Origin of the sequence: Arthrobacter cavernae, assembly GCF_017368795.1 — a bacterium.
GTDB lineage: Bacteria > Actinomycetota > Actinomycetes > Actinomycetales > Micrococcaceae > Arthrobacter > Arthrobacter cavernae.
On the sequence record NZ_JAFNLL010000021.1, the window covers coordinates 29113 to 52126 of the forward strand.

A 23014-nucleotide genomic window follows, 5' to 3' on the forward strand; every position below is an offset into this window, starting at 1 on the left:
TACCCCCCGAGACGAAAAGTGAAGAACTCCTACCGGTTCCGCGTGCGGGTGCCGCGATCTGTGTAGCCTCGTCTCCATCCATTGCAGGCCCCTGACCACCACCGCGACCACAACAAAGGAAGCTGCAGATGAGCCTCAGCGAGCTACGAACCCTCGGACGCACGGGCGCCCTGATCAGCCCCCTGACCTTGGGCACCCTGAACTTCGGCACCGGCGCGGCACCTACGGGTCCGGACGAGAGCATCCGCATCATCCACGCCGCGCTGGACGCGGGCATCACCAGCATCGACACCGCGGACATCTACTCGCAGGGCGAGGCTGAAACCGTGGTGGGCCTGGCGGTCCGGGGCAGGCGCGACGACGTTTTCCTCGCCACCAAGTTCCACGGCCAAATGGGGCCCAACCCGGCGCACGCCGGCAACTCGCGGCGGTGGATCGTGCGCGCGGTGGAGGACAGCCTGCGCCGCCTGCAGACGGACAGGATCGACCTCTACCAGGCCCACCGCCCGGACTACACCACCGATCTGCTGGAGACCATCACGGCGCTGAACGACCTCATCCGCCAAGGCAAGATCCTCTATTACGGCACCTCGGTCTTCACCCCGGCGCAACTGGTGGAGGCACAGTGGATCGCCAACACGAACCACCTGGTCCCGCCCGTCGTGGACCAGGTCCCCTACTCGCTTCTGGTGCGCGCCAACGAACGCGACGTCTTCCCGATCACGCAACAGTACGGCGTCGGGCTCCTCAGCTATGGACCGCTCGACGGCGGCTGGCTGGCAGGCGGGTACCGTGTCGGTGCAGGGCAGCCCGAGAGCTCGCGGGCCGACGCGGTGCCGGGCCGTTTCGATGTCACCGCACCCTTCAACCAGGGCAAGCTCCACGCCGCGGATGCCCTCGCCCAGCTGGCCGCACGGCACGGGCTCACGCTGATCCAGCTCGCCGTCGGCTTCGCCCTGAGCCACCCGGCGGTGAGCAGCGTGGTGATCGGGCCCCGCACGGAGGAGCAGCTCACCGACTACCTCAAGGCGGCCGACGTGGTCCTCAGCGACGCCATCCTGGACGAGATCGACCAGATCGTGGCCCCGGCCGTCAACTTCCTGGAGCGCGATGCCGGCGCCGTGGTGCCGCACCTGGAGTACCCGGAACTCCGACGCCGGCAGTAGCCTTCCTGGCTTGATCGTTGCGAGGCCCGCTTTTACGTCCTTTGGGCGGGGTGAAGCACGTAGAGCGGGCCTCACAACAGTCTCTTGACGACAGCGGGGGCGGCGGCGCAATCTTTAGCTAAGTGCTGCGGCTGCCCGCAGCGTTTCGTCCCCAGTAGAACGCCGCAACGCTATGTCCAGGTACCAGCTGAAGCACCGACATCGTTCCACCGCCGCGACGCAAGCATCGCCTCACGCCGGCGGGCCCAGCAGCGGGCCCCTGACCTCCGAAGAGCTGCAACTGGCCGGACGGAACCACTCGATGCCGCTCGAGGCCCTGCGCGAGGACATCACCCCGGCGGGCCTGCACTACATCCTGACGCACTTCGACATCCCGCACATCGATGCGGAGACGTGGAGCCTGCGGATCGGCGGGGCCGTGTCCCGGGAGATCGAGCTGAGCCTGGACGACATCATGGCCCGGCCGGCCGTGACCACGCCTGTGACCTTGGAGTGCGCAGGCAACGGCCGCTCGCTGCTGAAGCCTCGTCCGCTCAGCACCCCTTGGGTGCTTGGAGCCGTTGGCACCGCATCATGGACCGGAACCCCGTTGGCACCCATCCTGGCCAGCTCCGGGCTGGCGGATGACGCCGTCGAGCTCGTCTTCACCGGTGCCGACTACGGCATCCAGGGCGGCACGGAAGAACCGTTCGCGCGGAGCCTGACGGTCGCCGAGGCGATGCGTCCCGAGGTCATGCTGGTGTACGGGATGAACGGCTCGCCGCTCCCGCCGCAGCACGGCTTCCCGCTGCGGCTGCTGGTCCCGGGCTGGTACGGGATGGCGAGCGTCAAGTGGCTGGCGTCCATCGAGGCGGTGACCGGCCGCTTCGAGGGCTTCCAGCAGGCCGTGGCGTACCACTACCTGCAGGGGCCGGAGGGGCCGGGGCTTCCCGTCACGCGCATCCGGGTCCGCTCGCTCATGGTGCCGCCGGGCATTCCGGACTTCTTCACGCGCAAGCGGGTGGTCGAGGCCGGGCCGGTGATGCTCCGCGGCCGGGCGTGGTCCGGGCACGGCGAGATTGAACGTGTGGAGGTGGGGATCGACGGCGAGTGGATGCCCGCCAATCTGGACCCGCCGGCCGGCGACTTCGCTTGGAGCGGGTGGTCGATGGTTTGGCTCGCCACACCCGGCGAGCACGAACTGCGCTGCCGGGCGATGGATTCCTCGGGCGCGCTGCAGCAGACGACGCAGGTGTGGAACTACCAGGGCATGGGCAACAACATGGCGCAGCTAGTGCATGTGACGGTGCGGTAGGGCTGGCGCGGCCGGTGCTGGCGGCGCCGGCGGCTATACTCGTTCGCAACCATGACAAGCCTGCCTGCCTCCCCCGCGACCGTCCGCATCGATGCCTGGTTGTGGGCAATCCGCGTCTACAAAACGAGGTCTGTGTCCACGGCCGCCTGCCGCGCGGGGCATGTGCGGATCAACGGCAACCCGGCCAAGGCCTCGCAGACGGTGATCGTCGGAGACACCATCCGTGTCCGCGAACCCGGCTACGAACGCATCCTTGAAGTCCGCCGGCTGATTGCCAAGCGCGTCGGCGCCGAGGCGGCCTCGCACTGTTTCACGGACCACACCCCGCCCCGCCCAATAGCACCGGCGCTCGGCCTACCGCAGCGCGACCGCGGTGCCGGCCGTCCCACCAAGAAGGACCGCCGGGACATGCAGCGGCTCAAGGGGCAGTAGCTCTCATTCCCGCACGCCTTCCTTGCCGTCGCGCACTTCGAAGTCGCCGGCGGCGAACGGTTTGGGCTGCAGGACCATGTGCACGGCGCCGGCCGAGGTGGTCTCGCTCCTGACGAGAGTAAACGCGGACGGCACCGCGCCGCCGTCGAACAGTCTCTTGCCCTGGCCGACCACCACAGGAAAGTAGAGCAGCCGGTACTCGTCCACCAGGCCGGCGTCGTGGAGGGCGCGGGCGAGCTGGTAGCTGCCGTGCACCTGCAGTTCACGGCCGGATTCGGCCTTCAGCTCCGCGATCGCCTCGAGGAAATCCTGGGACAGGACCGTGGTGTTGTTCCAGGTGGGGTCCGTGAGGGTGGAGGAAACGACGTATTTGGGCAGCCCGTTGAGGGCAGTGGCGACCGCGTTGTCCGGCTCGGTGACTTGCTCCCAGTAGGCCTGCATCATCTCGAAAGTGGTGCGTCCAAGCAGGATGGCGTCGGCCTCGTCGAACCAGGAGTCGACGATCCTGCCCATGTCGTCGTCCGCGCTCGGGACCAGCCAGCCGCCGCGCTCGAAGCCGCCGCTGGTGTCCTCGTCCTTGCCCCCTGGGCCCTGCATGACGCCGTCGAGGCTGAGGAAGGTGTTCACAGTAAGTTTCATGGTGCTCCTCCGATGATCGCTGTGGCTCAGGTTCCCAGCTAAAGCCTGTCCCGGTGGCCGAGGGGTGTCAACGGCTGATTTGACCATGTGGACAAGGCCCAGGGGGTTATCCACATAGGCTTCACATGACATCCGCCGGTCCCGCGGCCCGGGCTAGACTGGCCGACGATACGCCGCAACCAGCTTCCGGGAGCCTGACGCATGAGCCGCATTTCCTCCGCCCGCTTTTCGCCGCTTGCCCGCACACGAATCGCCGTGCTGGCGCTTGCTGCTGCAGCAGCCCTGGTCCTGAGCGGCTGCCAGGGCGGCAGCACGCCTGCCACTACGGATTCGACGACGGCGTCCCCCACCACCAGCGCGACGCCCACGCCGTCTGCCACTCCGACCGCCGCGTACAAGCCGGCGGATGCGAAGGGCAAGGCGCAGAACGTGCCGGTTCCCGTTATGCCTGAGTTGGCAAAGGAAAACACGAAGGAGGGGCTGGAGGCGTTTGTTGGGTACTACTTCCAAAGCCTGAGCTATGCCTACGAAACCGGAGACACACAACTCGTTTCTGCGGCCACTTCTGGTACCTGCACATTCTGCTCAACCCTCACGGACTCCGTCACGTCCAACACCAAAGATGGTCGTTGGATGGTTGGCGGAAAGCTGACCACTCCAGTCGTTGAGTCGCTTTGGACGGGAGAGCCGGGAAGCCAGCAAGCGAAGGTCCAAGTCCTGCAGACGGCAATCGAGTACTTCGATGCAGACGGGAGCGTCGGGCAACCCTCATCCCCTGCCATCAACGACGCCGCCGCCGTGATTGCGCGGTACGAGAATAATTCTTGGATTGTCTCCGACATGGGTTTGATCCGGTGATGTTTCGTGGGCCCCGCCGGCTGGCCCTGCTCATAGCGGCAGCCATAACTCTGTGTTTGACCACAACACCGGCCATGGCATCCGACCAGAACCGGACCTCATCATCGTTTGGTCAGCACAGTATGAATCTCATAGCGTTCACGGTGGATGGTGAATCCGGAAAGCTTGTTCCAAAACTTGGCGTAAATGTCGACGAGGACCCGAACCAATACATGTACGACCTCCAGTGCCGCGTCGAAGAGGACGCAATAGGGATGGCCTGTCTGCCTGGCGAACTACAGTGCCCGCCGAAGGAGCCAGGCGGAGAAGAGGGCATTCCGATCGTCTGGAAGTACGCGCCCAAGGCCCTTCAGAATCCCACGTGGACGCAGTGGCGGCCTGTGAACGGCCAACCCGTCTGTCTCTACGACGCAGAGCCGCAAAACGTGCTTGCGAACATCGCCGCGCGGATCCTCAGCGATTTCCGCCAACTGCCGGTGAACGCAGGGGAACTCAGCGCCCAGCCCTTCCCCCACACGCTCCGGGGCGGGCCGACAAACTTCTTTGCCAACGCCACGGAACAGACCTTCGACGTCTCCATCCTCGGCCAAAGCGTGCATCTGGTGGCCACCCCGGCGAGCTACACCTTCAACTTCGGAGACGGCACCAGCCTCGGGCCCACGCCCATTTCCGGAGGCCCCATCCCCGAGCAGGAATGGTTGTCGGAAGCCACCCGGACCAGCCACGTGTATGAGCAAACAGGGGACTTCCCGGCCACCGTCACCAGTAGCTTCACCGGCACGTACTCAGTCAACGGCGGGCCCGCGCTTCCCATCAACGGAACCCTGGACCTGGCAACCGCGCCCAGGACCATCCAGGTGTGGACGACCGAGACCGCGCTCGTAGCCGAAAACTGCCTGAACGATCCGACGTCGTGGGCTTGTCCTCGTTGGAGTACCCCAAGGTAAGTCCCTTCGCTTCCCAAGCACGCACAAGAAAGTTGGTGAACGTGCAGGGCTGGCTCGCGTAAAGTGACAAGAGACGCCGATTCTCGACGCCGTACAGCTGTGGGAGAGAACGTGACACTTGACTGGGACGAAAAGAGGGCTCTGCTTCAGGAGCCCAACATTGCTGCCGTGACGCAGCTTTGCGACGAATTGATGGCCAAGAAACCGGGGTCTTCCGTGCCCTACATCGATCCGGTGCACGACGAAGACGAATGCCGGATCGTCACCCTCCAAGTGAGCCCGGGGCGCGGTACCGCGTCCGGTTTCGTCTCACATTTGAACGACGACGACGCCGCGCGCCGCGCGCAGCAGATCTACGACGCCGCGGAACTGGACGTCCGCTACGTCATGCCGTGGAACTCGTACCCCTGGGTGCGCGATCCCGAACTGCCGCCGGCGCTGAGCGCCCAGGAGAAGACGGACGGTCTCAGGCCGCTGCGCCAGTTCCTCAAGATCAACCGCAGAGTGTCCGCCATCGTCGCGCACGGCACCGAAGCCGCCGCATTCCTGGCCCTCTACGAGAAGACCTACCACTCTCCCCTGCGCCAGCACGGCATCAAGGTCTACAAGGCCAGTGCACTTGGAGGCCGGGCCTTTGCCCTGTCCGAGGCCAAGCAACTGGAGCTCCTGGCCAAGAACATCGAGACCTACCGGGACGCCATGCAGCGGGCGGGGATCCAGCACCTTTAGCTCATGGCGAGGCTTGCCCGGTTTGCGCCGGGCCTCCGCAGCGGCTCAGTCGAACCAGGTGTCCGGCGGGCCCATGAACAGCAGGAAGCTGAACACGGCCGCCACGCCGGCAATGGCGATGACCACGGCCAGAACGGGGTTGCCCAGCACCCAGGCCTGGGCCTTCTCAAGTACACCCCTCGGAGGCTCCCCGCCCTTGGCAAGCCGCCATCCGCCGTCGAGCAGTCCCTTGCGGTCCAGCGACATTTCCACCGGAACGGTGGCATAAGGGATCACGGTGGCCACGAGCGCGAGCGCGCCGGTCCGGGCAGGCCATTTCTGGTTGATCCAGGTGAAGCACGCGACCGCCCCGTAGCAAAGGAACACGAAACCGTGCACGCCGCCGCCGATGCGGACACCGAGGTCGGTGGTCTGCGTGACGTACTTCAGGAACAGGCCGATCAGCAGAAGTGTCCACGTGACGGCCTCGGCAAAGGCGAACGTGCGGAACAGGGTACGGGGCGACATAAATGTCCTCAGTTGGAAACGGGAGTCCCCTCCAAAATACCGCGGATCGGGCACGCGGGCCGCCCCTGTCGCCGTACGGCGACCAAGAGGACAGGATGCGGTCGGTACGCGAGGCCGGGCCACTCGTACGCGAACTGCGCGAGGCAAAGGGCTGGTCACAAGTGGAACTCGCCAGACGCGCCAATGTATCGCGCACATTTATCATCGACCTGGAGAACGGTAAGGCCACTGTCGAAACCGCGAAATTCATGGACGTCTTCCAGGCACTGGGCTTCGAGATCGCCGTCCGCAACATGGATTCCGGGGCCGTGCGCTGGTGACCGGCTGGCACCTCCACGTCTACATGGACGGAACCTCTGCCAGGCACCGGCCGCACCGGCCAATCCCTAATATCCGGGATACACCGGACCGCGTTGCTACGCCCGGCGGAAGGACGTGGCGACCCTGCTCATGCCCGCTTCAATGCTTGGCGCCGCTTCGACGGCGGCGCCAAGCCCTCAGGTTTCCGGACCCGATGAGGTCATGTAAAGGCTCTTTGCATGACCCATGGAACGTGTAAAGAATCCAGTCGATTTTTTACACGTCCCATCGGTGGGGACACACGGGACAATGAGGGAACCCCGCCCAAGACAGTGCCCTGCAGCCCTCGTTGTCACACCCGCCCACTAAACTCACATGGGTGATCACAGGTGAAATCAAGTCCCAAGTAGACAAGGTCTGGAATACGTTCTGGAGCGGCGGCATCTCCAACCCCTTGGAAGTCATCGAACAGATCACGTATCTGCTCTTCCTGAAGCGCCTCGATGAGCGCCACACCTTGGAAGAGAAGCGCTCCAACATGCTGGGCCAGCCCATTCAGAACCCGGTGTTCCCGGAGGGCCTGGATCCGCAGGGCCGCTCCTACACCGATCTGCGCTGGTCCCGGTTCAAGGACTTTGAGCAGGGCGAGATGTTCACGGTTTTCAACCAGAGCGTCTTCCCGTTCCTGCGCAACGAGCTCCCGAAGCTCGCCAATGGCGAGGACTCCACGTACAGCCACCACATGAAGGACGCGCAGTTCAAGATCCCCAACGCGGGCGTCCTGAAGCAGGTGGTGGACATCGTGGACGGCATCAACATGGACGGCCGGGACACCAAGGGCGATCTCTACGAGTACATGCTCTCCAAGCTCGCGTCGGCGGGCACCAACGGACAGTTCCGCACTCCCCGCCACATAATCGACCTCATGGTGGCCATGGTCGATCCGAAACCGCCGGAGGCCATCTGCGACCCCGCTTCGGGCACCTGCGGATTCCTGGTCCAGGCCGGCGAGCACCTCCGTGCGCAGAATGAGAACCTGCTCACCAACGCGGAGAGCAGCAAGTTCTTCCACCACGGGCAGTTCCACGGCTTCGACTTCGACAACACCATGCTCCGCATCGGCTCCATGAACATGCTGCTGCACGGTGTGGAGAACCCGGACATTTCCTACCGCGATTCACTGGCGGATCTCCACGCCGAAGAAGAGGAGAAGTACCACGTCATCCTGGCCAACCCGCCGTTCGCCGGCAGCCTGGACTACGACAACGTGGCCAAGGACCTCCTGAGCGTGGTCAAGACAAAGAAGACCGAGCTCCTGTTCCTGGCGCTCTTCATCAAGCTGCTCAAGCCAGGCGGCCGCGCAGCAGTAATCGTCCCGGACGGAGTGCTCTTCGGGTCCACGGGCGCGCACAAGTCCCTCCGGAAGATGCTCGTCGAGGACCACAAGCTCGACGCCGTCGTGAAGCTGCCCTCCGGCGTCTTCAAGCCGTACGCCGGGGTTTCCACGGCCATCCTGTTCTTCACCAAGACCAACTCGGGCGGCACGGACAACGTCTGGTTCTACGATGTGAAGTCCGACGGCTTCAGCCTCGACGACAAGCGCACCCCGCTCGGAACGTCCGACCTCGCCGATGTCCTGACTCGCTGGAATCAGCGCACGACGGCGGAGCTTGAGCGGGCGCGGACGGACCAGTCGTTCTGTGTGCCGCTCTCAGAGATTGCGGCCAACGACTATGACCTGTCCCTGAACCGGTACAAGGAAATCGAGTACGAAGAGATCGACCACGCGGCACCGGAGGAGATTCTGGTTGCCTTGGATGGGCTCGAAGACGAGATTGCACGGGGGATGGCTGAGCTGCGGGGGCTGCTGAAGTGAAAATTGCCAGATTGGGCGATGTATGCGACTTCACTAGCGGCGGCACCCCCAGCAAGTCGAACGACGCATACTTCCAAGGCGATATTCCATGGATCACCGGAGCAGACATTGTTGGTCCCGTCGCATACGACGCCCGCAGCTTCATCACCCCTGAAGCCGTTGCCTCGTCGGCAACCAGCGTTGCACCCGCCGGTACCGTGCTCCTCGTTACCCGAACATCTGTTGGCAAAGTGGCTGTCGCCGGACGTGATATCGCATTCAGTCAAGACATCACCGCACTGAACCCCAAGGCAGGAGCCGCAGATTCTGCCTATGTCAGGCACATGCTACGGGTCCACCAGCCAAGCTTGGAGCGCCAAGCTCGCGGCGCGACGATCAAGGGCGTAACCAGGCGCGACGTAACGTCACTTGTAATCCCACTCCCACCACTCGACGAACAGCGACGGATCGCGGCGATCCTGGACAAGGCCGACGAACTCCGTAGCAAGCGTCGCCAAGCCCTCGCCCACCTCGACACCCTCACGCAGTCGATCTTCCACTCCACGTTCGGCGCTTACTTGGAAGCCTCAAACTCGACGGTAAGTCAGACAGGGACAGTTCAGCTGGGCCGGCAACGTGCCCCGAAGTATCAGACTGGTAAATACACGCGCCCCTACATGCGCGTGGCAAACGTCAAGTTGAACGCGCTGGATCTTGACGACGTTCTGGAGATGGACTTCAACGAGAGTGACTTTGAGTCATATCGCCTCAACCATGGCGATATCTTGCTGAATGAGGGGCAGAGCACGGAGCTAGTAGGGCGCCCAGCCATTTGGCGAAATGAAATCGAAGACTGCTGTTTCCAGAACACGCTGGTGCGGTATGTGGCGGACCCACAACAGATTGTCCCTGAGTTTGCCCTGGCCACTTTCCTCTACTACTTCGATCGTGGTGAATTTGCCAGGATAAGCAGCAAAACCTCAAGCATTGCCCATCTCGGGGCGGCACGCTTTGCGCGCATGCCGATGCCGACGCCCCCGCTGGAACTCCAGCAGACCTTCGCGAGCCGCATCGCCGCCGTCGAGCGCTTGAAAGAAAACCACCGCAAGCACCTTGCCGAGCTGGACGCCCTTTTTGCATCCCTCCAGCACCGCGCATTCAAAGGAGAACTGTGACCATCGAGACCCCCGAAGACGATGGAATTCCCAAATGGCACGGATTCTTGGTGCCACTTCTGCAGGTCTTATCAGACGGCGAAGCCCGCACACGATCTGACTTGGCGAGGCTCGCCATGGACGCAGTCGGCTTGAGTGAAGAACAGCGCGCCGTCGCGTTGAACTCAGGCGGGCGGAAGGCGAAAGGTCGCGTCGGCTGGGCAATTTCCCACCTCATCGCGGCTAAAGCCCTGACCCGCCCAAGTAGCGCACTCTATGCCATCACTGAGGCCGGGAAGCAGCTCCTGACTCAGTTTCCCGATGGTATGGCCCAGGCACAGCTTAAGGAAGTTGACGCCTACAGAGAGCACCGCGCTGCAGTTCGTGCTGCCAGAAAAGGCGGATCCGCTGAGATCGCGCGCGAAGAGGCGGATGACGACTCCGACCCAACCCAGCAAATAGAAGAAGGCATCGAAAGGATCAATGCGGAGTTGGGCTTTGAGCTCCTCACCCGCCTCCGCGAAGGCCACCCGGACTTTTTCGAGGACGCGGTGGTGAAGCTGCTGCTCAAGATGGGCTACGGCGGCGCGGAGCAGCGCGGCCGCCGAATCGGCGGCTCGGGTGACGGTGGCGTGGACGGCGTGATCGACCAGGACGCACTGGGACTCGACCGGATCTACGTTCAGGCCAAGCGCTATGCGGAGGGCAGCAACGTCGGCCGCGAAACCATCCAAGCCTTTGTAGGTGCGCTGCATGGCGTCGGGGCAACCCGCGGAGTATTCATTACCACCAGCGCCTTCACCTCCGGGGCCAAACAGTATGCCGAGAGCGTCCCCTCGCGGATCATCCTGATCGACGCCGCTCGCCTGGTCAGCCTCATGATCAAGTACCGCGTGGGCGTCCAGGTGAAACAGAGCTATGACGTAGTGGAGTTGGACGAGGACTTCTTTGAGTAGGCATGAACCAGGCCAACGAGTACGTCGACCTCACGAAGTGGACACCAGCAGAGGATGAGCCCGCCGGCGAGAACGAAAAGACGTGGTTTATTGCGCCCGACGAAAGTCGTTGGATCTTCAAACGCAACCGCCCCAAGAGAAGCCCCAACGAACATGCCTCTGAGCTGATAGCAAGCAGACTGGCAAAGCGGCAAGGATCTTGGCGCTGGGTGGGGAGACGACTTCGATCGTCCGGGTCACCCCCCCAGGGTCGATCGTTATTGGCGCTTTCCAGCCCCCGTAGTTCTCCTCAGCGAGGCCCAGAACTGGAACGCGGTTCGGCGCCTATCGTCGACATGCGTTCTTTGCGTTATCCGGCCAGATTCTGCAGCTCCATGTGCACCTGGCGGCGTTCCAGTGCGCTTCTTCGGGCCGGCGATAGTGTCGGTGCATTCCAACGTACTGTTCGCTCGTAGACATGCCGCGCAGACCTCCTTGCGGGCAGCCTTCACAGCCAGCTCGGTGCACTCGGCGTCTCGTCCATGGCCTTGGAATCAACCCGCCGGACCGCTTTGACGGCGTGTTCGACGAGCGGGCGTCGGGGCGGAGAGCACCCGCATGGAATCTGCGGGGGCCTGGACCGGGATGGCCGGGCGCTTCACCACGGACGGTGAGGAGCGGATGAGGGCGTTCGGCCTCACGCGACGGAGCGGATGCGGGTGACGAATATGGCACCCAGGAGTCCGATGACGGCGGCGGCGACGTAGAGGGAGACGTAGCCGCCCCAGAAGGCGACGAATGGATACGCGATGAGCGGGGCGAGCACCTGTGGAAGGGAGGCGGCGATGTTGATCACGCCGAGGTCCTTGCCGCGGTCGGCCGCCTTGGGGAGCACTTGGGTGTTGAGCGCGAAGTCGACGGCGAGGTACGTCCCGAACCCGACCCCGAGGATGCACGCGCCCGCAATGGCTCCGGCCCAGACGGGGAAGAAGCCGAGCGTGAGCGACGCCGCGGCGATGATTACCGAGGACCCGATCACGAGCGGTTTGCGCTTGCCCATGCGGTCCGAGATCTTCCCGCCGATGACGCTTGTGACGATCACGAAGACCGCGTACAGGCCCGTGAGGATGAGCACTCCGGTGGCCGGGTCGATCCCCTGGGTCTCCTTGAGGCGTACGGCGTCCTGGAGGAAGAACAGGAGATAGAGCGTGAGCATGTTGTTGCCGACGTTGACCAGCAGCCGCGTAATCCAGGCCCAGCCAAAGTCCGGGTAGCGGACCGGGTTGACCCAGAACGATGCGAGGAAGCGGCCGAGCGAGAACGGCGGGATCGCGGTGCGCGGGAGGGGATCGTCTGCCGCCGTCGTGAGGTAGAGGACGAGGCCGAGGACGAGCGCGGCGCCGCAGATCACGTACCCGAGCGCGAAGCTGCCGGAGACGAGGGCGCCAATCACCGCGCCGAGGAGGACCCCGACCGTCTGGCCCATCGCGGCGAGCCCGCCGACGCTGGCGCGCTGTTCGACCGGGGCGCGGTCCGGGATGGCGGCCGTGATCGCGGCGTAGGCACCGTTGGTCCCGAGCTGGACGAAACACCAGAGTGCCGTCGCCGTGGCGACGTTCGGTGCGCCGGCGAGGGCCACGAGCGCGACGGTGCCGAGCAGCGCGCCGATGAGCACCCACGGCCGACGACGGCCGAAACGGCTCCACGTGCGGTCGGAGAACGCGCCGAAGAGCGGGTTGGCCACGAGGGCGACTGCCGCGCCCGCGCCCGTGACGAGCGCGAAGATGGCTTCCTTCTGACCGGGATCGAACGCCTGGGCCTGAAGCCCCAGGAGCACCTGGATGGGGCCGAAGAACGCGGTGTAGATGCCGACATTGACGAGCACGAGGCCTGTGATCCACAGTGCTCCGACCCGCCGGACGGGCTCGGCAAGCGCAGGCTGGGGGGTGTCTTCCTGGCGCGAGGCCTCTGCGGTCATTTCGGGGCTCCTTGTTCGGTTCTTTCACTTGCCGTAGGGGTCAGAAGCCGCCCAGGCGCGCCGCCAGCGCGTACGTCCCCCAGAGCCCGGCGCACACGAGGACGCCGAGGTAGGCCAGCACCAGCCTGGTGTCGCGGAGGTAGCACTTCGACTTGGTCAGGCCCGCCCGGCGGGCCTTCAGGTAGCCGAAGAACCCGACGACGGCGAACACCAGCAGGGCGATCGGTCCGGCCAGCCATCCCAGGAGGGCGATGGTGGCGAAGACGCACAGGCGCAGCGGATCGAAGGGCGGCGGGTCCTGCTCCGGCTTGGTGGCGTCGTGCGCACGGACCAGTTGCGACGGCGAGGAGCCCTCGGCGATGCGTCGGGCGTCGGAGTCGGCGCTCATGAGGCTCCTTGGGCGATGCTCGCTTCTTGGGTGCTGCGCACCGTGGGCAGGGGCAGGCCGGTCGCGGTGCTGATCCGTTGTCTGGCCAGCGCAGGCCACGCCTGGACGGCGCAGAAGGGAGCGCATTGGTGCTTGCCGGCGTCGCTCTTGGTTCCCACGTGGACACAGCATTGCCTGAGCCGCTCTTCGAGCATCGTCGAGATGTCCATGAACGGCTTGACCGTGATGCGGGTGACGCGTTCGCCCAGGAGCCTGCGCAGGCGCTGGTGCTGGCCCGGGAGTGCGCCGGCCGCGAGGGTGGTGAGCGTGCCGATGCCGAGGTCGCATTGGGTGCAGATGTTCTTCCAGAGGTCCACCGTCCGTGGGTGCGAGAGGGATGACTGTTCGCTGAGCAGGTCGAGCAGTGAGGACTTCATGATCGAGCGCAGGTTCAGCGGGATGGCGCTGTCGGCGATGCGGTTGGCGATGCTGCCAGGGTCGATCTCCAGCCAGGCGAGCAGCTGGTCGTGCCCGATCAGGGCGGTCAGGGACCGCCAGACACCCGAATCGTCCTTTAGCATGTAGCCCACGGACGCGCAGTGCGGGTGCGAGCAGGGCAGCGCCGTGAGGTCGTGCCACGAGACCACCCCGCCGGTTTGTTCCGCGAGGCGCGCCAGCACACCGGTATGGGTCAGCCGGTCCAGGGGGTCGATCCCGTGCCCGCGCCCGGAGCCGAACACCGGTTGCAGTGCGACTCCGCCGACGAACGGGGTTTCCAGAGCACGCATGACGACGGCGCCGATCTCGCCGTCGTTGACGCCGAGGGTCGCCGTCATCGTCAGTGTGGTGAAGACGCCTGCCTCGGACAGGCGAGAGATCGCTGCGTCCTTGAACCGGGTCAGGTCGCCGCCGCGATGATGGATCGACGTCTCCTTGGAGGGGCCGTCGTACTGGAGGTATACCTCCACCCGTTCGCGGTGTTTTACCAGCAGTGCGAGCAGCTCGTCGTCGCTCGCGATGAGCATGCCGTTGCTGTTCACCATGATCCGGACGATCGGGCGTGCGACGAGCTCGTCGAGGAGTTCGGCGAGGTAGGGATAGAGCGTGGGCTCGCCGCCGGAGAGCATCAGCACGTCGATGCGCCCGTTCTCGCGGGCCAGGCGGGCGTCGACGTTCGCGAGGACCTCGTCCAGTGGTGCGACCCCTTGCAGCTGCGGGCCTGAGGCTGTGAAGCATGTCGGACAGCGCAGATTGCAGTGCTCGATCACGTCCTGCAGGAGGATGCAGGTGTGCTGCGTCTGCATCGCGGGAAGGCCGTAGGCGTACGCTTCGGGCACCGGGCGGTAGTTGTCCGCCTCGTCAGGGATGTGCTCTTTGGTCGGTGCCTGCCACTTCTCCAGATAGCGCAGGATTTCGGGTGATTCGTCGTACAGGGTTCGCACAAGGCCGTGGTCGGGGCAGCCGCGTTCCAGCCATACGCGGCCGTCCCGCACGAGGAGAGCTCCGGAGAGACGCCGTACCTGCGCGAGCGGTGGGTTCGTCTCGTGGCAGCGGGGGCAGAACGCCGTGACGTACCGGTGTATCCGGTCACCGCGCAGGGGCTGGCCTGGGCCGAGCGGCGCCCGGCGGGACGCCGAGGGGGAAGGGTTCATGTCAGCCTCCTGGTGATCCAAATTGAGCAAAATACGAAACGCAGATTCCGGCGCCGATGAGTATCCAGACCCCGATCGCAATCAACAATCCCGCGCCGAAACGCGAGGTACGAGGCCTCACCGCGAGCACGATGGCCCCGACCAGATACACAAGCGCCGCGACCAAGATGCCCGGCCCGAAGAGGTTCCCGCCGACCAGGAACAGCAGGAAGAGCCCCACGACTCCCACCCCTATCCCGAGGAGTATGGAGCCGCCTGGGCGCCGCGGTGGTCCGTGAGGTTCCGGCGCCGACGGTGGGGGCTGGGGGATGTCTGGGGGTTTCTCGCTCAAGCCACTGTTCCCTTCCACTCCACAGAGACGGGTCCCGCGAACACTCGCTGCACCCGCCAGACCAGCAAGGGAAGAACCGCCAACAGGAACCATTGGGGCCGGCTCATTCCCAGCCAGAGCACCTCGTTGCCACGCACGAACTCCACGCCGAACCGGAACATTGCGTAGGCGGCGACATAACAGATGAAGAGGTCACCGGAGTGAGGGAGGCGATCCCGAAAGCGCCACATGAGGGCAAACGCAGCCGCATGGAAAACGATCTCGTACGCGAATGACGGGTGGAGCCCGACGTCGGCGGGGCCGCCGAGCAGCGCCGCCTGGGCCGGTGTGAGTATGATCCCCCAGCCTCCACCGGTCGAGGTGCCGGGGAGCTCGGTGACAAGGCAGCCGATGCGCCCGATGCTCATCGCCAGCGCGACCGAAGGTGCGAAGAGATCACCGGTGGACTCGCGGTAGCCGGTGAGCCGCTTTCCCAGATGGACGCCCAGCCAGGCGCCGACCAGACCGGCCAGGATGCTGCGGTCGCCATAGCTCCACCAGTCCTCCAGGGAAGCCTGCCGCGTGAAGTCCCAGGTGAGCAACCGCGACCCGATGGCGCCGAAGGCGATGGCGAACCCGGCGATCGTCCATAAGCGAGGGTCGGTGAGGCCACGGCGACGCTTCTCATAGGAGTAGAACAGCAGAGCGATCGAGACGCCCAGGCCCATGAACAAGCCGTGCACCAGCCCATCACCCGCGAACGGCAGCCCGATCATGAGCAGAGTGTAGTACCCCGGGTTCCTCGGGAATAGGTGACGCCCGCTTCGGGCGCTTCGTGCGCACGGAAAACTGGGTTGGTCTCCCGGGTTACTCGTGGCCAGGCGTGGACGGACCGCCATTGTGCCGTCCACAAAGGTGAAATGTCTCCCTCCCGTGATTGACTGTTCCCAACACATCGGGGCAAGTGATCGGAGACATCTGCGTGGGGGCAGGCAACAGCAATTTCGGGTTCATGCTGGCCGATTGGCCGGACCTGGCACAGCATGCCAGGCGCGCCGAACAGTTCGCCCGGATCGATCCGCGTGCCTCCATGTTCTATGCCCGGTACACCGCCGAGCGCCTCGTTGAGTGGCTCTACAAAGTCGAGCCCGGGCTCGTCCTTCCCTACAAGGACGACCTCAACGCCCTCCTCAACGAACCAGCCTTCAAGAACCTCGTCGGCGGCCCCATCGGCAGCAAACTCACCATAATCCGCAAAGCCGGAAACAACGCCGTCCACAACACGGTCAACCCCACCATCCAAGGGGCGGAGCTCGTCCTCAAAGAACTCCACCACGTCTGCTACTGGCTCGCCCGGAACTACGCCAAAAATGGCAGCCAGCTGCCGCCGTCGTTGGCGTTCGACGCCGGCCACCTCGCCCCGGTCTCCAAGGCACCCGTCCAGCAGCAATCACCGGAGCAGCTCCAGAAACTGGAAGCAGAGCTCAAAGCCAAGGACGACGCCCTCGCGCAAGCCGCCGCAGCAAACGCGGATCTCGCAGCACAGCTGCAGCAGCTCCAAACCGAGATCGCCGCGGCCAAGAAACAGAACCAGTCCGTCCCGGACCACCACGACTACGACGAAGCACTGACCCGCAGGCACCTCATCGACCTGGACCTCCACGAGGCCGGCTGGCCGCTCGCGAACCCGGAAGACCGCGAATTCAGGGTGGACACCATGCCCACCGCCGGTGGAACGCTGAGCGGCACGGGCTACGTGGACTACGTGCTGTGGGGAGCCGACGGACTGCCGCTGGCCGTGGTCGAAGCCAAACGGACCACCACGGACCCGCACGTCGGCAAGCAGCAGGCCAAGCTCTACGCCGACTGCCTGGAACGCAGGTACGGCCGGCGGCCCGTCATCTACTACACCTCCGGCTACGAAACCTGGATCTGGGACGACTCCATGTATCCCGAGCGCGCGGTCCAGGGATTCCACACCCGGGACCAGCTGCAGCTGATCGTCAACCGCAGGCAGACCCGCAAGCCCCTTGCCCAGCAGCAGATCGACAACGCGATCGTCGAACGGCCCTACCAGCACAACGCCATCCGCGCAGTCACCGAGGCCTACGAGGACCACCACGAGCGCAAGGCCCTGGTGGTCATGGCTACGGGCACCGGCAAGACGCGCACCGTCGTCGCGCTCGCCAAACTGCTGCAGGAAGCCAACTGGGCCAAACGCGTCCTCTTCCTGGCCGACCGCGTTGCCCTGGTCAAACAGGCGGCCAACGCGTTCAAGACCCACCTGCCCGGCTCCGGCCCCGTCGTCCTCGGCTCCGGCGAGGAAGCGGACAGTCGCATCCATGTGGCCACCTACCCTGCCATGATGAACCTCATCAACCAGACCGAGGGCAAGCTGGGCCAGCGCCGCTTCGGGATCGGCCACTACGACCTCATCGTCATCGACGAGGCCCACCGCTCCGTCTACCAGAAGTACGGAGCCATCTTCGACTACTTCGACTCGCTCCTGATCGGGCTCACCGCCACTCCGCAGTCCGAGGTGGACCGCAACACCTACAGCCTGTTCGGCATCGAAGACAACGTCCCCACCTTTGCGTACGAGCTCAACGAAGCAATCGAGGCCGGCTACCTCGTCCCGCCCCGGATCGTGCCGGTTCCCCTCAAATTCCCCTACGAGGGCATCGCCTACGACGACCTCTCCGACGAGGAAAAGGAGCAGTGGGACGAGCTCGACTGGAACGAGGACGGCGAGATCCCGGAGTCCGTGGATCCCGCGGTGGTGAATTCCTGGCTCTTCAACAAGGACACCGTGGACAAGGCCCTCGAGGTGCTGATGACCCGCGGCCACAGGGTGGCGGGCGGAGACCGGCTGGGCAAGACCATCATCTTCGCCAAGAACAACCAGCACGCCGACTTCATCGCCGAACGCTTCGACCACAACTACCCGCATTTCAAGGGTCATTTCGCCCGCGTGGTCACCTACCAGGTCAACTACGCGCAGTCCCTGATCGAGGAGTTCTCGCGCGGGGACGGCGAGCCGCATATCGCCATCTCCGTGGACATGCTCGATACCGGCGTGGACGTGCCCGAGGCCGTGAACCTGGTCTTCTTCAAGATGGTGCGGTCCAAGACCAAGTTCTGGCAGATGGTGGGCCGCGGCACGCGGCTTTGCGCCGACCTCTTCGGCCCCGGCGAGGACAAGAAGGACTTCTTCATCTTCGACCTCTGCCGTAACGCCGAGTACTTCAATGCCGGCATGCCCGGAAACGAAGGCTCCCTCGGCAAGTCCCTCGCGGAAAGCACCTTCGCCACCCGCGTCCAGCTCTTGCGTACGACGGCGGACCTCGCCTGGGACTCCCGGCTCCCGTTTGTCGTGGAGTTGCGCGAGTCGCTGCAGCACACGGTTGGCCGGCTGCCGCAAGACAACTTCCTGGTGAAGCCTGCGCGCAGGTGGGTGGACAGGTTTTCCGAGGCTTCGGCCTGGGATTCGCTCAAGGTTGAGGACTTCGACGCCTTGGAAACGGACATCGCCCGGCTGGCGTCCATCGGCGCGTTGCCGGACACCGAGGAAGCGAAGCGCTTCGACTACCTCATGCTGCAGACCGAGCTCGCCTCCCTGCAAGGAAAACCGCTTGGCCCGTTCCGCAAGAAGGTCCAGGCGGTAGCCGCCGCGCTGCAGGATCAGCCGAATGTGCCGGCGATCGCAGCGCAGCTGACTCTGATCGAGACGATCCTGGATGATGCCGAGTGGGAGTCCGTGTCTGCCGAATGGCTGGAAGGGATCCGCCTTCGCTTGCGGGAGCTGGTCCACCTCATTGAGAAGCGCAGGCGCAACGTCGTCTACACAAACTTTCAGGACGAACTCGGCGAGTTGGAGGAGATTGAGCTCAGCGGGGCATCAAACGGTCACGTGGATCTGGTCCGGTATCGCGAGAAGATCCGCCTCTACCTCAGCCAGCATCAGGACCACGCAAGCATCCAGCGCCTGCGCCGGAACAAGCAGCTGACCGCATTGGATCTCGCTGAGCTGGAGCGGATACTGCTGGAAAGCGGCCTCGGTTCCCTGGAAGACCTGAACCGGGCCGCCGGCGAAGGGCTGGGCCTCTACGTCCGCTCGCTCGTCGGTTTGGACCGCGAGGCCGTGGAGGAAGCCCTCGCGGATTTCGTCGCCGGAACCACCCTGACGTCCCAGCAACTCGACTTCCTCCAGGTCCTGACGACGCATCTGGTGGAGAACGGCAAAGTGGCCCCCGCTGCACTCTTCGATTCGCCGTACAACGAGCTTGCCCCGTCCGGCCCGGACGTTCTCTTCGGCGACGACAGAGTGGTGAAGCTGTTCAGCATCCTGCGTTCCATCGAGGACCACGCCCGGGCTGGATAGCACGGGCGGCCGGGCCTCACGACGGCGGGTGGCGGGCGCCGTCGTCGTCGTTAGTTCCTGGTTCTTAATTCTTGGCGCGGGCCCGGACCAGATTGGCGTACGGCAGCCGGCCATAGCTGTCGACGAAGTCGGCGTGGTAGCCCGCTTCCGCCTTGTTGACCTCGGCCGCCGGGAATTCCTTCCAGGCGATGGCCAGCTCCATGGCGTCCCGGAGTTGCCAGATCAGCCGGGCATCCCAGACGACTGTAGGCCGGCCGCGGCCATAGTCCATGAACTCCTGGATCTGCTTGCGGAGCCCACGGTTTCCCTGGCTGCCGGCACTGGCCTTGCCCAGGTAAAGGACCCTGGCTTCGGGAACCCACTCGGCCTCCAGGGCATCCTTCTTGAGCGACGGGTCCTTCTTCCTGAAGGTGCCTGCGGTGCTCTTGGCGAGGAAGACCGGCTCGAAGCCTTCGGGCTGCAGGATGGCGAAAATGCCAGGGCCTTGGGGGACGCGCATGATTTCGAGCTCGTCGAAGACCCTGAACCCGGTGAAGCCGTCCTGGAGGAGCGTCTTTTTGGTGATTGGCATGGTGCTCCTACTTTAGGGGGTCAGGACCACAGGCTCAGTCTGACGTCGCGCCGGACAAGGAGCCGTGTGAAGATGCTAGGCGGTATCACTACGGCAACTGACGCCCGGGCGCATTAATCCTGCAGATCAGGCGGGGTCTGGGGCTCCGAAGCCACCGGACCTGCTGGATTGTTCACGTTAGCCGGCGTCGAAGCCCGGCAGGGACTGTAGGTTCCTGATCCGTGATGCGCCGCATTCAACGGCCACTCGAGCGATGTCGATGGACGCACCGCCCCTGCTCTTGGGCCGGCCCACGGCAATGTGCGGCGTCCAGCGCGGGGATCTGAATCCAAGGGCAGGTGAGCTCAGAATGAAGTCGTCGATGTTGTCCACGAGCAGTTCGTCGAGGAGCTCGTGGAGCGCCACAACAAGCGAGACCTGGTATTCGCGCACATGCTGGGGAACCTCGACTTCCAGGCCGCTCACGCTGCCACGGCCAAGGACGATCAATCTGTCAGCGGTGCCGGAAAAGCCCTCCAGCACGGGCAACCCCTGAAGCCAGGAAACCATCCTGCGGCTTGCCGACTCGGCGCTGGTGATTCCTTTGGTCCAGGCCGCGACGTCCTGGGCAAAGTCTTCGAGAAGGCCAAGGTGGAGCAGGGTCATGTGCAATCCCCGGGGCCGGCGCAGCGCATCCACGTAGCGGCCAAAGCCCTCATAGTCCGCGGGCCCGGATCCGATGCTGAGCACGGGAACCTCCACCGTGATGCGTGGAAGCGTCTGCATCGGGCCTCCCTGTCAGCGCCGGGCGATGGTTCTGCCTGCAATTATCCTCTGAGGGCCCAGGAACCCGTCGGATTCTGCTCAATCATTCACGCCGCGCGGTTCCGCAGCCCCGGGAATACGCTGGCCGGGAGCCAGTGTGCCGGATTGATCGAGCAGAATCCGACGCCGGCCAGGCCGCACCCCATGCCCCGCAACAAACCCGCACCCCTTTTGACACGCCCCTGTGACCCGTGCCATATTCATTACGTGAACCTGTCAGACAGCCGGACAGCCGGACAGGCCGACACCGGACAGCCCGCCTCCAGCCAGAAAGCTGCGGCAGGCCAGCGCCCCGCCACAAGCGGCGCCGTCCCCCGGCCTGCTCAAGGCGCAGTCTCCCGCCCAGCCACCTCGCGCCCCGCGCCCCGCCCCCTCACCGAGCCCCGGCCCCTCACCCGAGTCAGCGCTGCCGAAGCTGTATTCAGCGCCATCCGCCACGACATCGAGTCCGGGGCGTTCGGGATCGGTGCCAAGCTCAGCTCCGAAGCCACGCTGGCAACCCAGTACGGCGTGAGCCGCTCCGTCATCCGTGAGGCGCTCCGCTCCTGCAACACCCTCGGCCTGACGGTCACCAAGACGGGCAAGGGCACGTTCGTTGTATCCAACCATGTGGCCAACGACCTCACGCTCGGCCAGTACAGCGCACGGGACCTCAACGAGGCGCGCCCGCACATCGAGGTTCCGGCAGCGGGCCTCGCCGCGCAGCGCCGCACCGAGGAAGACCTGGAACACCTCAAGGACCTCGTCCAGGCCATGCTCACCGAAACCGACCCCGAGGCCTGGGTGAGCCTGGACGCAAACTTCCACTCCGCCGTCGCGCGTGCCAGCGGCAACAGGGTCTTCGCGAGCGTCGTCTCCGAAATCCGCGAGGCCCTGGCCCACCAGTCCGAAACCCTGAACATGGTGGCGGACCGGCAGCACCTCTCGGACGAGGAACACCTCGCGGTCCTGGACGCCATCGAAGCCGGCGACGCCGACGCCGCCAGCCACGCCATGGCCGAGCACCTGAACGCAGTGGCCGCAGCCCTGGACTCCATCCTCAGCAAATGACCCCAGCGAAGGACACCATGCCCGCCCCCGAAGCACCGGCAGGCGCAGCCCCCGCCGCACCAAAGGCCGCACCAAGCATAGCCCCGGACACCCACACCCCGCGCCACGTCCCCCTGGTGGAACAGACCCGCGACGGCCTCGTGGAAAGCGTCCACTACGGCTCGCTGATCGCCACCGGTCCCGGCGGCGAAACGCTCATCACGGGCGGCGATCCCGACGCCGTCTTCTACCCCCGCTCCTCGCTCAAGCCGCTGCAGGCCGTGGCCATGGTCCGCGCCGGCCTCGAGCTGCCGGATGACCTTATGGCCCTCACCGCGGCCAGCCACTCGGGTGCCGCGATGCACCGCGAGGGCGCCGCCCGCATCCTGGCGCTTCACGGCCTCGACGAAACAGCCCTCGAAAACAGCACCGACCTCCCGTACGGAACCAGCGAGCGCGAGGACTGGCTCCGCCACGGCGGAATCCCCACCCAGCTCGCCCAGAACTGCTCCGGCAAGCACGCCTCCATGGCCGCCGTCTGCGTGATCAACGGCTGGCCGGTCCGGGGCTACCTGCACCCCGAGCACCCGCTCCAACTCCTCGTGAGGGACACCATCACCGAACTCACCGGCGAGGACGCTGCCGCCGTCAGCACCGACGGCTGCGGCACGCCCCTCTTCGCCCACAGCCTGCACGGCATGGCCCGCGCCTACGGCCGGCTCGCCAGCGCGGCGGCCGCCGGCGAAGAGGGGCAGGTCGCCAACGCCATGCGCCGCTACCCGGAGATGGTGGCCGGCGAGGGCCGCGACGTCACCGCCCTCATGCGCGCCGTCCCGGGCCTGCTCGCCAAGGACGGCTTCGAGGGCCTCCAGCTGATCGGCCTCCAGGACGGCACCGGAATCGCCGTCAAGATCTCCGACGGCGGCGACCGCGCCCGCCTGCCCGTCACCGTCCACGTGCTGGAGGCACTCGGCGTAGACCCCGGCACCCTGGCCACGCTGGAAACCTCGCCGGTGCTGGGCGGCGGCCACCCGGTGGGCGTGCTCCGTGCCGCCGACTTCCTGCCTATCGGCTACCTTTCAGCCAACTAACGCACCGCAACCCCT

General features: G+C 65.2%; 22 protein-coding genes. 13 read left to right on the forward strand and 9 right to left on the reverse strand.

All coding sequences use genetic code 11. The features are described 5' to 3' along the window. The first annotated feature begins 128 nt into the window (after positions 1-128). The 3 genes from J1902_RS09970 (at position 129) to J1902_RS09980 (ending at position 2892) form a co-directional block, all read left to right on the forward strand. A complete protein-coding gene (locus J1902_RS09970) occupies positions 129-1166 on the forward strand; it encodes an aldo/keto reductase (RefSeq protein ID WP_207616102.1) in 1038 nt (345 codons plus the stop codon). Positions 1167-1338: 172 nt separating this feature from the next. Next, positions 1339-2460, forward strand: coding sequence for a sulfite oxidase (locus tag J1902_RS09975; RefSeq protein ID WP_207616103.1), 1122 nt, complete (start codon positions 1339-1341; stop codon positions 2458-2460). A 51-nt stretch (positions 2461-2511) separates the two neighbouring features. Beyond that, positions 2512-2892 carry an RNA-binding S4 domain-containing protein gene (locus tag J1902_RS09980; RefSeq protein ID WP_207616104.1) on the forward strand — a complete coding sequence of 127 codons (381 nt, stop codon included), beginning with the start codon at positions 2512-2514 and terminating at the stop codon, positions 2890-2892. A gap of 3 nt (positions 2893-2895) precedes the next feature. Here the strand turns inward: J1902_RS09980 and J1902_RS09985 are convergent, their stop codons facing one another. Further along, positions 2896-3531 (reverse strand): dihydrofolate reductase family protein, encoded by a 636-nt coding sequence (locus J1902_RS09985; protein WP_207616105.1) that lies wholly within the window; start codon positions 3529-3531, stop codon positions 2896-2898. A 201-nt stretch (positions 3532-3732) separates the two neighbouring features. On the opposite strand from J1902_RS09985, the gene J1902_RS09990 reads away from it, so the two are divergent. The 3 genes from J1902_RS09990 to J1902_RS10000 all read left to right on the forward strand — a co-directional run bounded on the left by J1902_RS09990 (position 3733) and on the right by J1902_RS10000 (position 6065). Next, positions 3733-4389: a DUF6318 family protein gene (locus J1902_RS09990; protein WP_207616106.1), complete on the forward strand. Its 657-nt coding sequence runs from the start codon at positions 3733-3735 to the stop codon at positions 4387-4389. Positions 4390-4463: 74 nt separating this feature from the next. Next, the gene (locus J1902_RS09995; protein ID WP_207616107.1) at positions 4464-5336 is read left to right on the forward strand and encodes a PKD domain-containing protein; all 873 of its coding nucleotides are present in this window, start codon (positions 4464-4466) and stop codon (positions 5334-5336) included. A gap of 111 nt (positions 5337-5447) precedes the next feature. Continuing rightward, a complete protein-coding gene (locus J1902_RS10000; RefSeq protein WP_207616108.1) occupies positions 5448-6065 on the forward strand; it encodes a uracil-DNA glycosylase family protein in 618 nt (205 codons plus the stop codon). Between the two features lie 45 nt (positions 6066-6110). On the opposite strand, the gene J1902_RS10005 is transcribed toward J1902_RS10000, so the two are convergent. Then, positions 6111-6572, reverse strand: coding sequence for a DUF3817 domain-containing protein (locus J1902_RS10005; RefSeq protein ID WP_207616109.1), 462 nt, complete (start codon positions 6570-6572; stop codon positions 6111-6113). Positions 6573-6667: 95 nt separating this feature from the next. On the opposite strand from J1902_RS10005, the gene J1902_RS10010 reads away from it, so the two are divergent. The 4 genes from J1902_RS10010 (at position 6668) to J1902_RS10025 (ending at position 10837) form a co-directional block, all read left to right on the forward strand. Next, complete coding sequence (locus J1902_RS10010; protein WP_207616110.1) at positions 6668-6892, forward strand: helix-turn-helix domain-containing protein; 225 nt, start codon at positions 6668-6670, stop codon at positions 6890-6892. A 359-nt stretch (positions 6893-7251) separates the two neighbouring features. Beyond that, on the forward strand, positions 7252-8748 hold the full coding sequence (locus tag J1902_RS10015; protein WP_207616111.1) for a type I restriction-modification system subunit M: 1497 nt from the start codon (positions 7252-7254) through the stop codon (positions 8746-8748). Then, positions 8745-9902: a restriction endonuclease subunit S gene (locus J1902_RS10020; protein WP_207616112.1), complete on the forward strand. Its 1158-nt coding sequence runs from the start codon at positions 8745-8747 to the stop codon at positions 9900-9902. Before J1902_RS10015 ends, J1902_RS10020 begins: the two co-directional genes overlap by 4 nt. Then, positions 9899-10837, forward strand: coding sequence for a restriction endonuclease (locus tag J1902_RS10025; protein ID WP_307794419.1), 939 nt, complete (start codon positions 9899-9901; stop codon positions 10835-10837). Before J1902_RS10020 ends, J1902_RS10025 begins: the two co-directional genes overlap by 4 nt. 676 nt (positions 10838-11513) lie before the next feature. On the opposite strand, the gene J1902_RS10030 is transcribed toward J1902_RS10025, so the two are convergent. The 5 genes from J1902_RS10030 to J1902_RS10050 all read right to left on the reverse strand — a co-directional run bounded on the left by J1902_RS10030 (position 11514) and on the right by J1902_RS10050 (position 15899). After that, positions 11514-12794, reverse strand: coding sequence for an MFS transporter (locus J1902_RS10030; protein ID WP_207616113.1), 1281 nt, complete (start codon positions 12792-12794; stop codon positions 11514-11516). A gap of 40 nt (positions 12795-12834) precedes the next feature. Beyond that, the gene (locus J1902_RS10035; RefSeq protein ID WP_207616114.1) at positions 12835-13182 is read right to left on the reverse strand and encodes a hypothetical protein; all 348 of its coding nucleotides are present in this window, start codon (positions 13180-13182) and stop codon (positions 12835-12837) included. Then, the gene (locus J1902_RS10040) at positions 13179-14813 is read right to left on the reverse strand and encodes a radical SAM protein (protein ID WP_207616115.1); all 1635 of its coding nucleotides are present in this window, start codon (positions 14811-14813) and stop codon (positions 13179-13181) included. The genes J1902_RS10035 and J1902_RS10040 overlap by 4 nt, the downstream gene beginning before the upstream one ends. Before the next feature lies 1 nt (position 14814). Then, positions 14815-15033, reverse strand: a complete 219-nt coding sequence (locus tag J1902_RS10045) for a hypothetical protein (protein WP_242701839.1) — start codon at positions 15031-15033, stop codon at positions 14815-14817. Between the two features lie 107 nt (positions 15034-15140). Next, complete coding sequence (locus J1902_RS10050) at positions 15141-15899, reverse strand: prolipoprotein diacylglyceryl transferase (protein ID WP_207616117.1); 759 nt, start codon at positions 15897-15899, stop codon at positions 15141-15143. Positions 15900-16087: 188 nt separating this feature from the next. On the opposite strand from J1902_RS10050, the gene J1902_RS10055 reads away from it, so the two are divergent. After that, positions 16088-19504 (forward strand): DEAD/DEAH box helicase family protein, encoded by a 3417-nt coding sequence (locus tag J1902_RS10055; RefSeq protein ID WP_307794420.1) that lies wholly within the window; start codon positions 16088-16090, stop codon positions 19502-19504. A 64-nt stretch (positions 19505-19568) separates the two neighbouring features. Here J1902_RS10055 and J1902_RS10060 read toward each other — a convergent pair whose 3' ends face one another. Then, entirely contained in the window at positions 19569-20075 is a 507-nt protein-coding gene (locus J1902_RS10060) for a hypothetical protein (RefSeq protein WP_207616118.1), read from the reverse strand. 177 nt (positions 20076-20252) lie between these two features. Then, positions 20253-20840 carry a hypothetical protein gene (locus J1902_RS10065; protein ID WP_207616119.1) on the reverse strand — a complete coding sequence of 196 codons (588 nt, stop codon included), beginning with the start codon at positions 20838-20840 and terminating at the stop codon, positions 20253-20255. Between the two features lie 246 nt (positions 20841-21086). Here J1902_RS10065 and J1902_RS10070 point away from each other — a divergent pair, with 246 nt between their 5' ends. Beyond that, the gene (locus J1902_RS10070) at positions 21087-21929 is read left to right on the forward strand and encodes a FadR/GntR family transcriptional regulator (protein WP_307794421.1); all 843 of its coding nucleotides are present in this window, start codon (positions 21087-21089) and stop codon (positions 21927-21929) included. After that, positions 21926-22999, forward strand: a complete 1074-nt coding sequence (locus J1902_RS10075; RefSeq protein WP_207616120.1) for an asparaginase — start codon at positions 21926-21928, stop codon at positions 22997-22999. The genes J1902_RS10070 and J1902_RS10075 overlap by 4 nt, the downstream gene beginning before the upstream one ends. Positions 23000-23014 lie beyond the last annotated feature (15 nt).

Coding starts and splice junctions, on each gene's coding strand:
- J1902_RS10030 (WP_207616113.1), bottom strand. CDS start 12,794: ATGACCGCAGAGGCCTCGCGCCAGGAAGACACCCCCCAGCCTGCGCTT.
- J1902_RS09985 (WP_207616105.1), bottom strand. CDS start 3,531: ATGAAACTTACTGTGAACACCTTCCTCAGCCTCGACGGCGTCATGCAG.
- J1902_RS09990 (WP_207616106.1), top strand. CDS start 3,733: ATGAGCCGCATTTCCTCCGCCCGCTTTTCGCCGCTTGCCCGCACACGA.
- J1902_RS10065 (WP_207616119.1), bottom strand. CDS start 20,840: ATGCAGACGCTTCCACGCATCACGGTGGAGGTTCCCGTGCTCAGCATC.
- J1902_RS10075 (WP_207616120.1), top strand. CDS start 21,926: ATGACCCCAGCGAAGGACACCATGCCCGCCCCCGAAGCACCGGCAGGC.
- J1902_RS10010 (WP_207616110.1), top strand. CDS start 6,668: ATGCGGTCGGTACGCGAGGCCGGGCCACTCGTACGCGAACTGCGCGAG.
- J1902_RS10035 (WP_207616114.1), bottom strand. CDS start 13,182: ATGAGCGCCGACTCCGACGCCCGACGCATCGCCGAGGGCTCCTCGCCG.
- J1902_RS09975 (WP_207616103.1), top strand. CDS start 1,339: ATGTCCAGGTACCAGCTGAAGCACCGACATCGTTCCACCGCCGCGACG.
- J1902_RS10005 (WP_207616109.1), bottom strand. CDS start 6,572: ATGTCGCCCCGTACCCTGTTCCGCACGTTCGCCTTTGCCGAGGCCGTC.
- J1902_RS10050 (WP_207616117.1), bottom strand. CDS start 15,899: ATGATCGGGCTGCCGTTCGCGGGTGATGGGCTGGTGCACGGCTTGTTC.
- J1902_RS09995 (WP_207616107.1), top strand. CDS start 4,464: ATGGCATCCGACCAGAACCGGACCTCATCATCGTTTGGTCAGCACAGT.
- J1902_RS09980 (WP_207616104.1), top strand. CDS start 2,512: ATGACAAGCCTGCCTGCCTCCCCCGCGACCGTCCGCATCGATGCCTGG.
- J1902_RS09970 (WP_207616102.1), top strand. CDS start 129: ATGAGCCTCAGCGAGCTACGAACCCTCGGACGCACGGGCGCCCTGATC.
- J1902_RS10060 (WP_207616118.1), bottom strand. CDS start 20,075: ATGCCAATCACCAAAAAGACGCTCCTCCAGGACGGCTTCACCGGGTTC.
- J1902_RS10040 (WP_207616115.1), bottom strand. CDS start 14,813: ATGAACCCTTCCCCCTCGGCGTCCCGCCGGGCGCCGCTCGGCCCAGGC.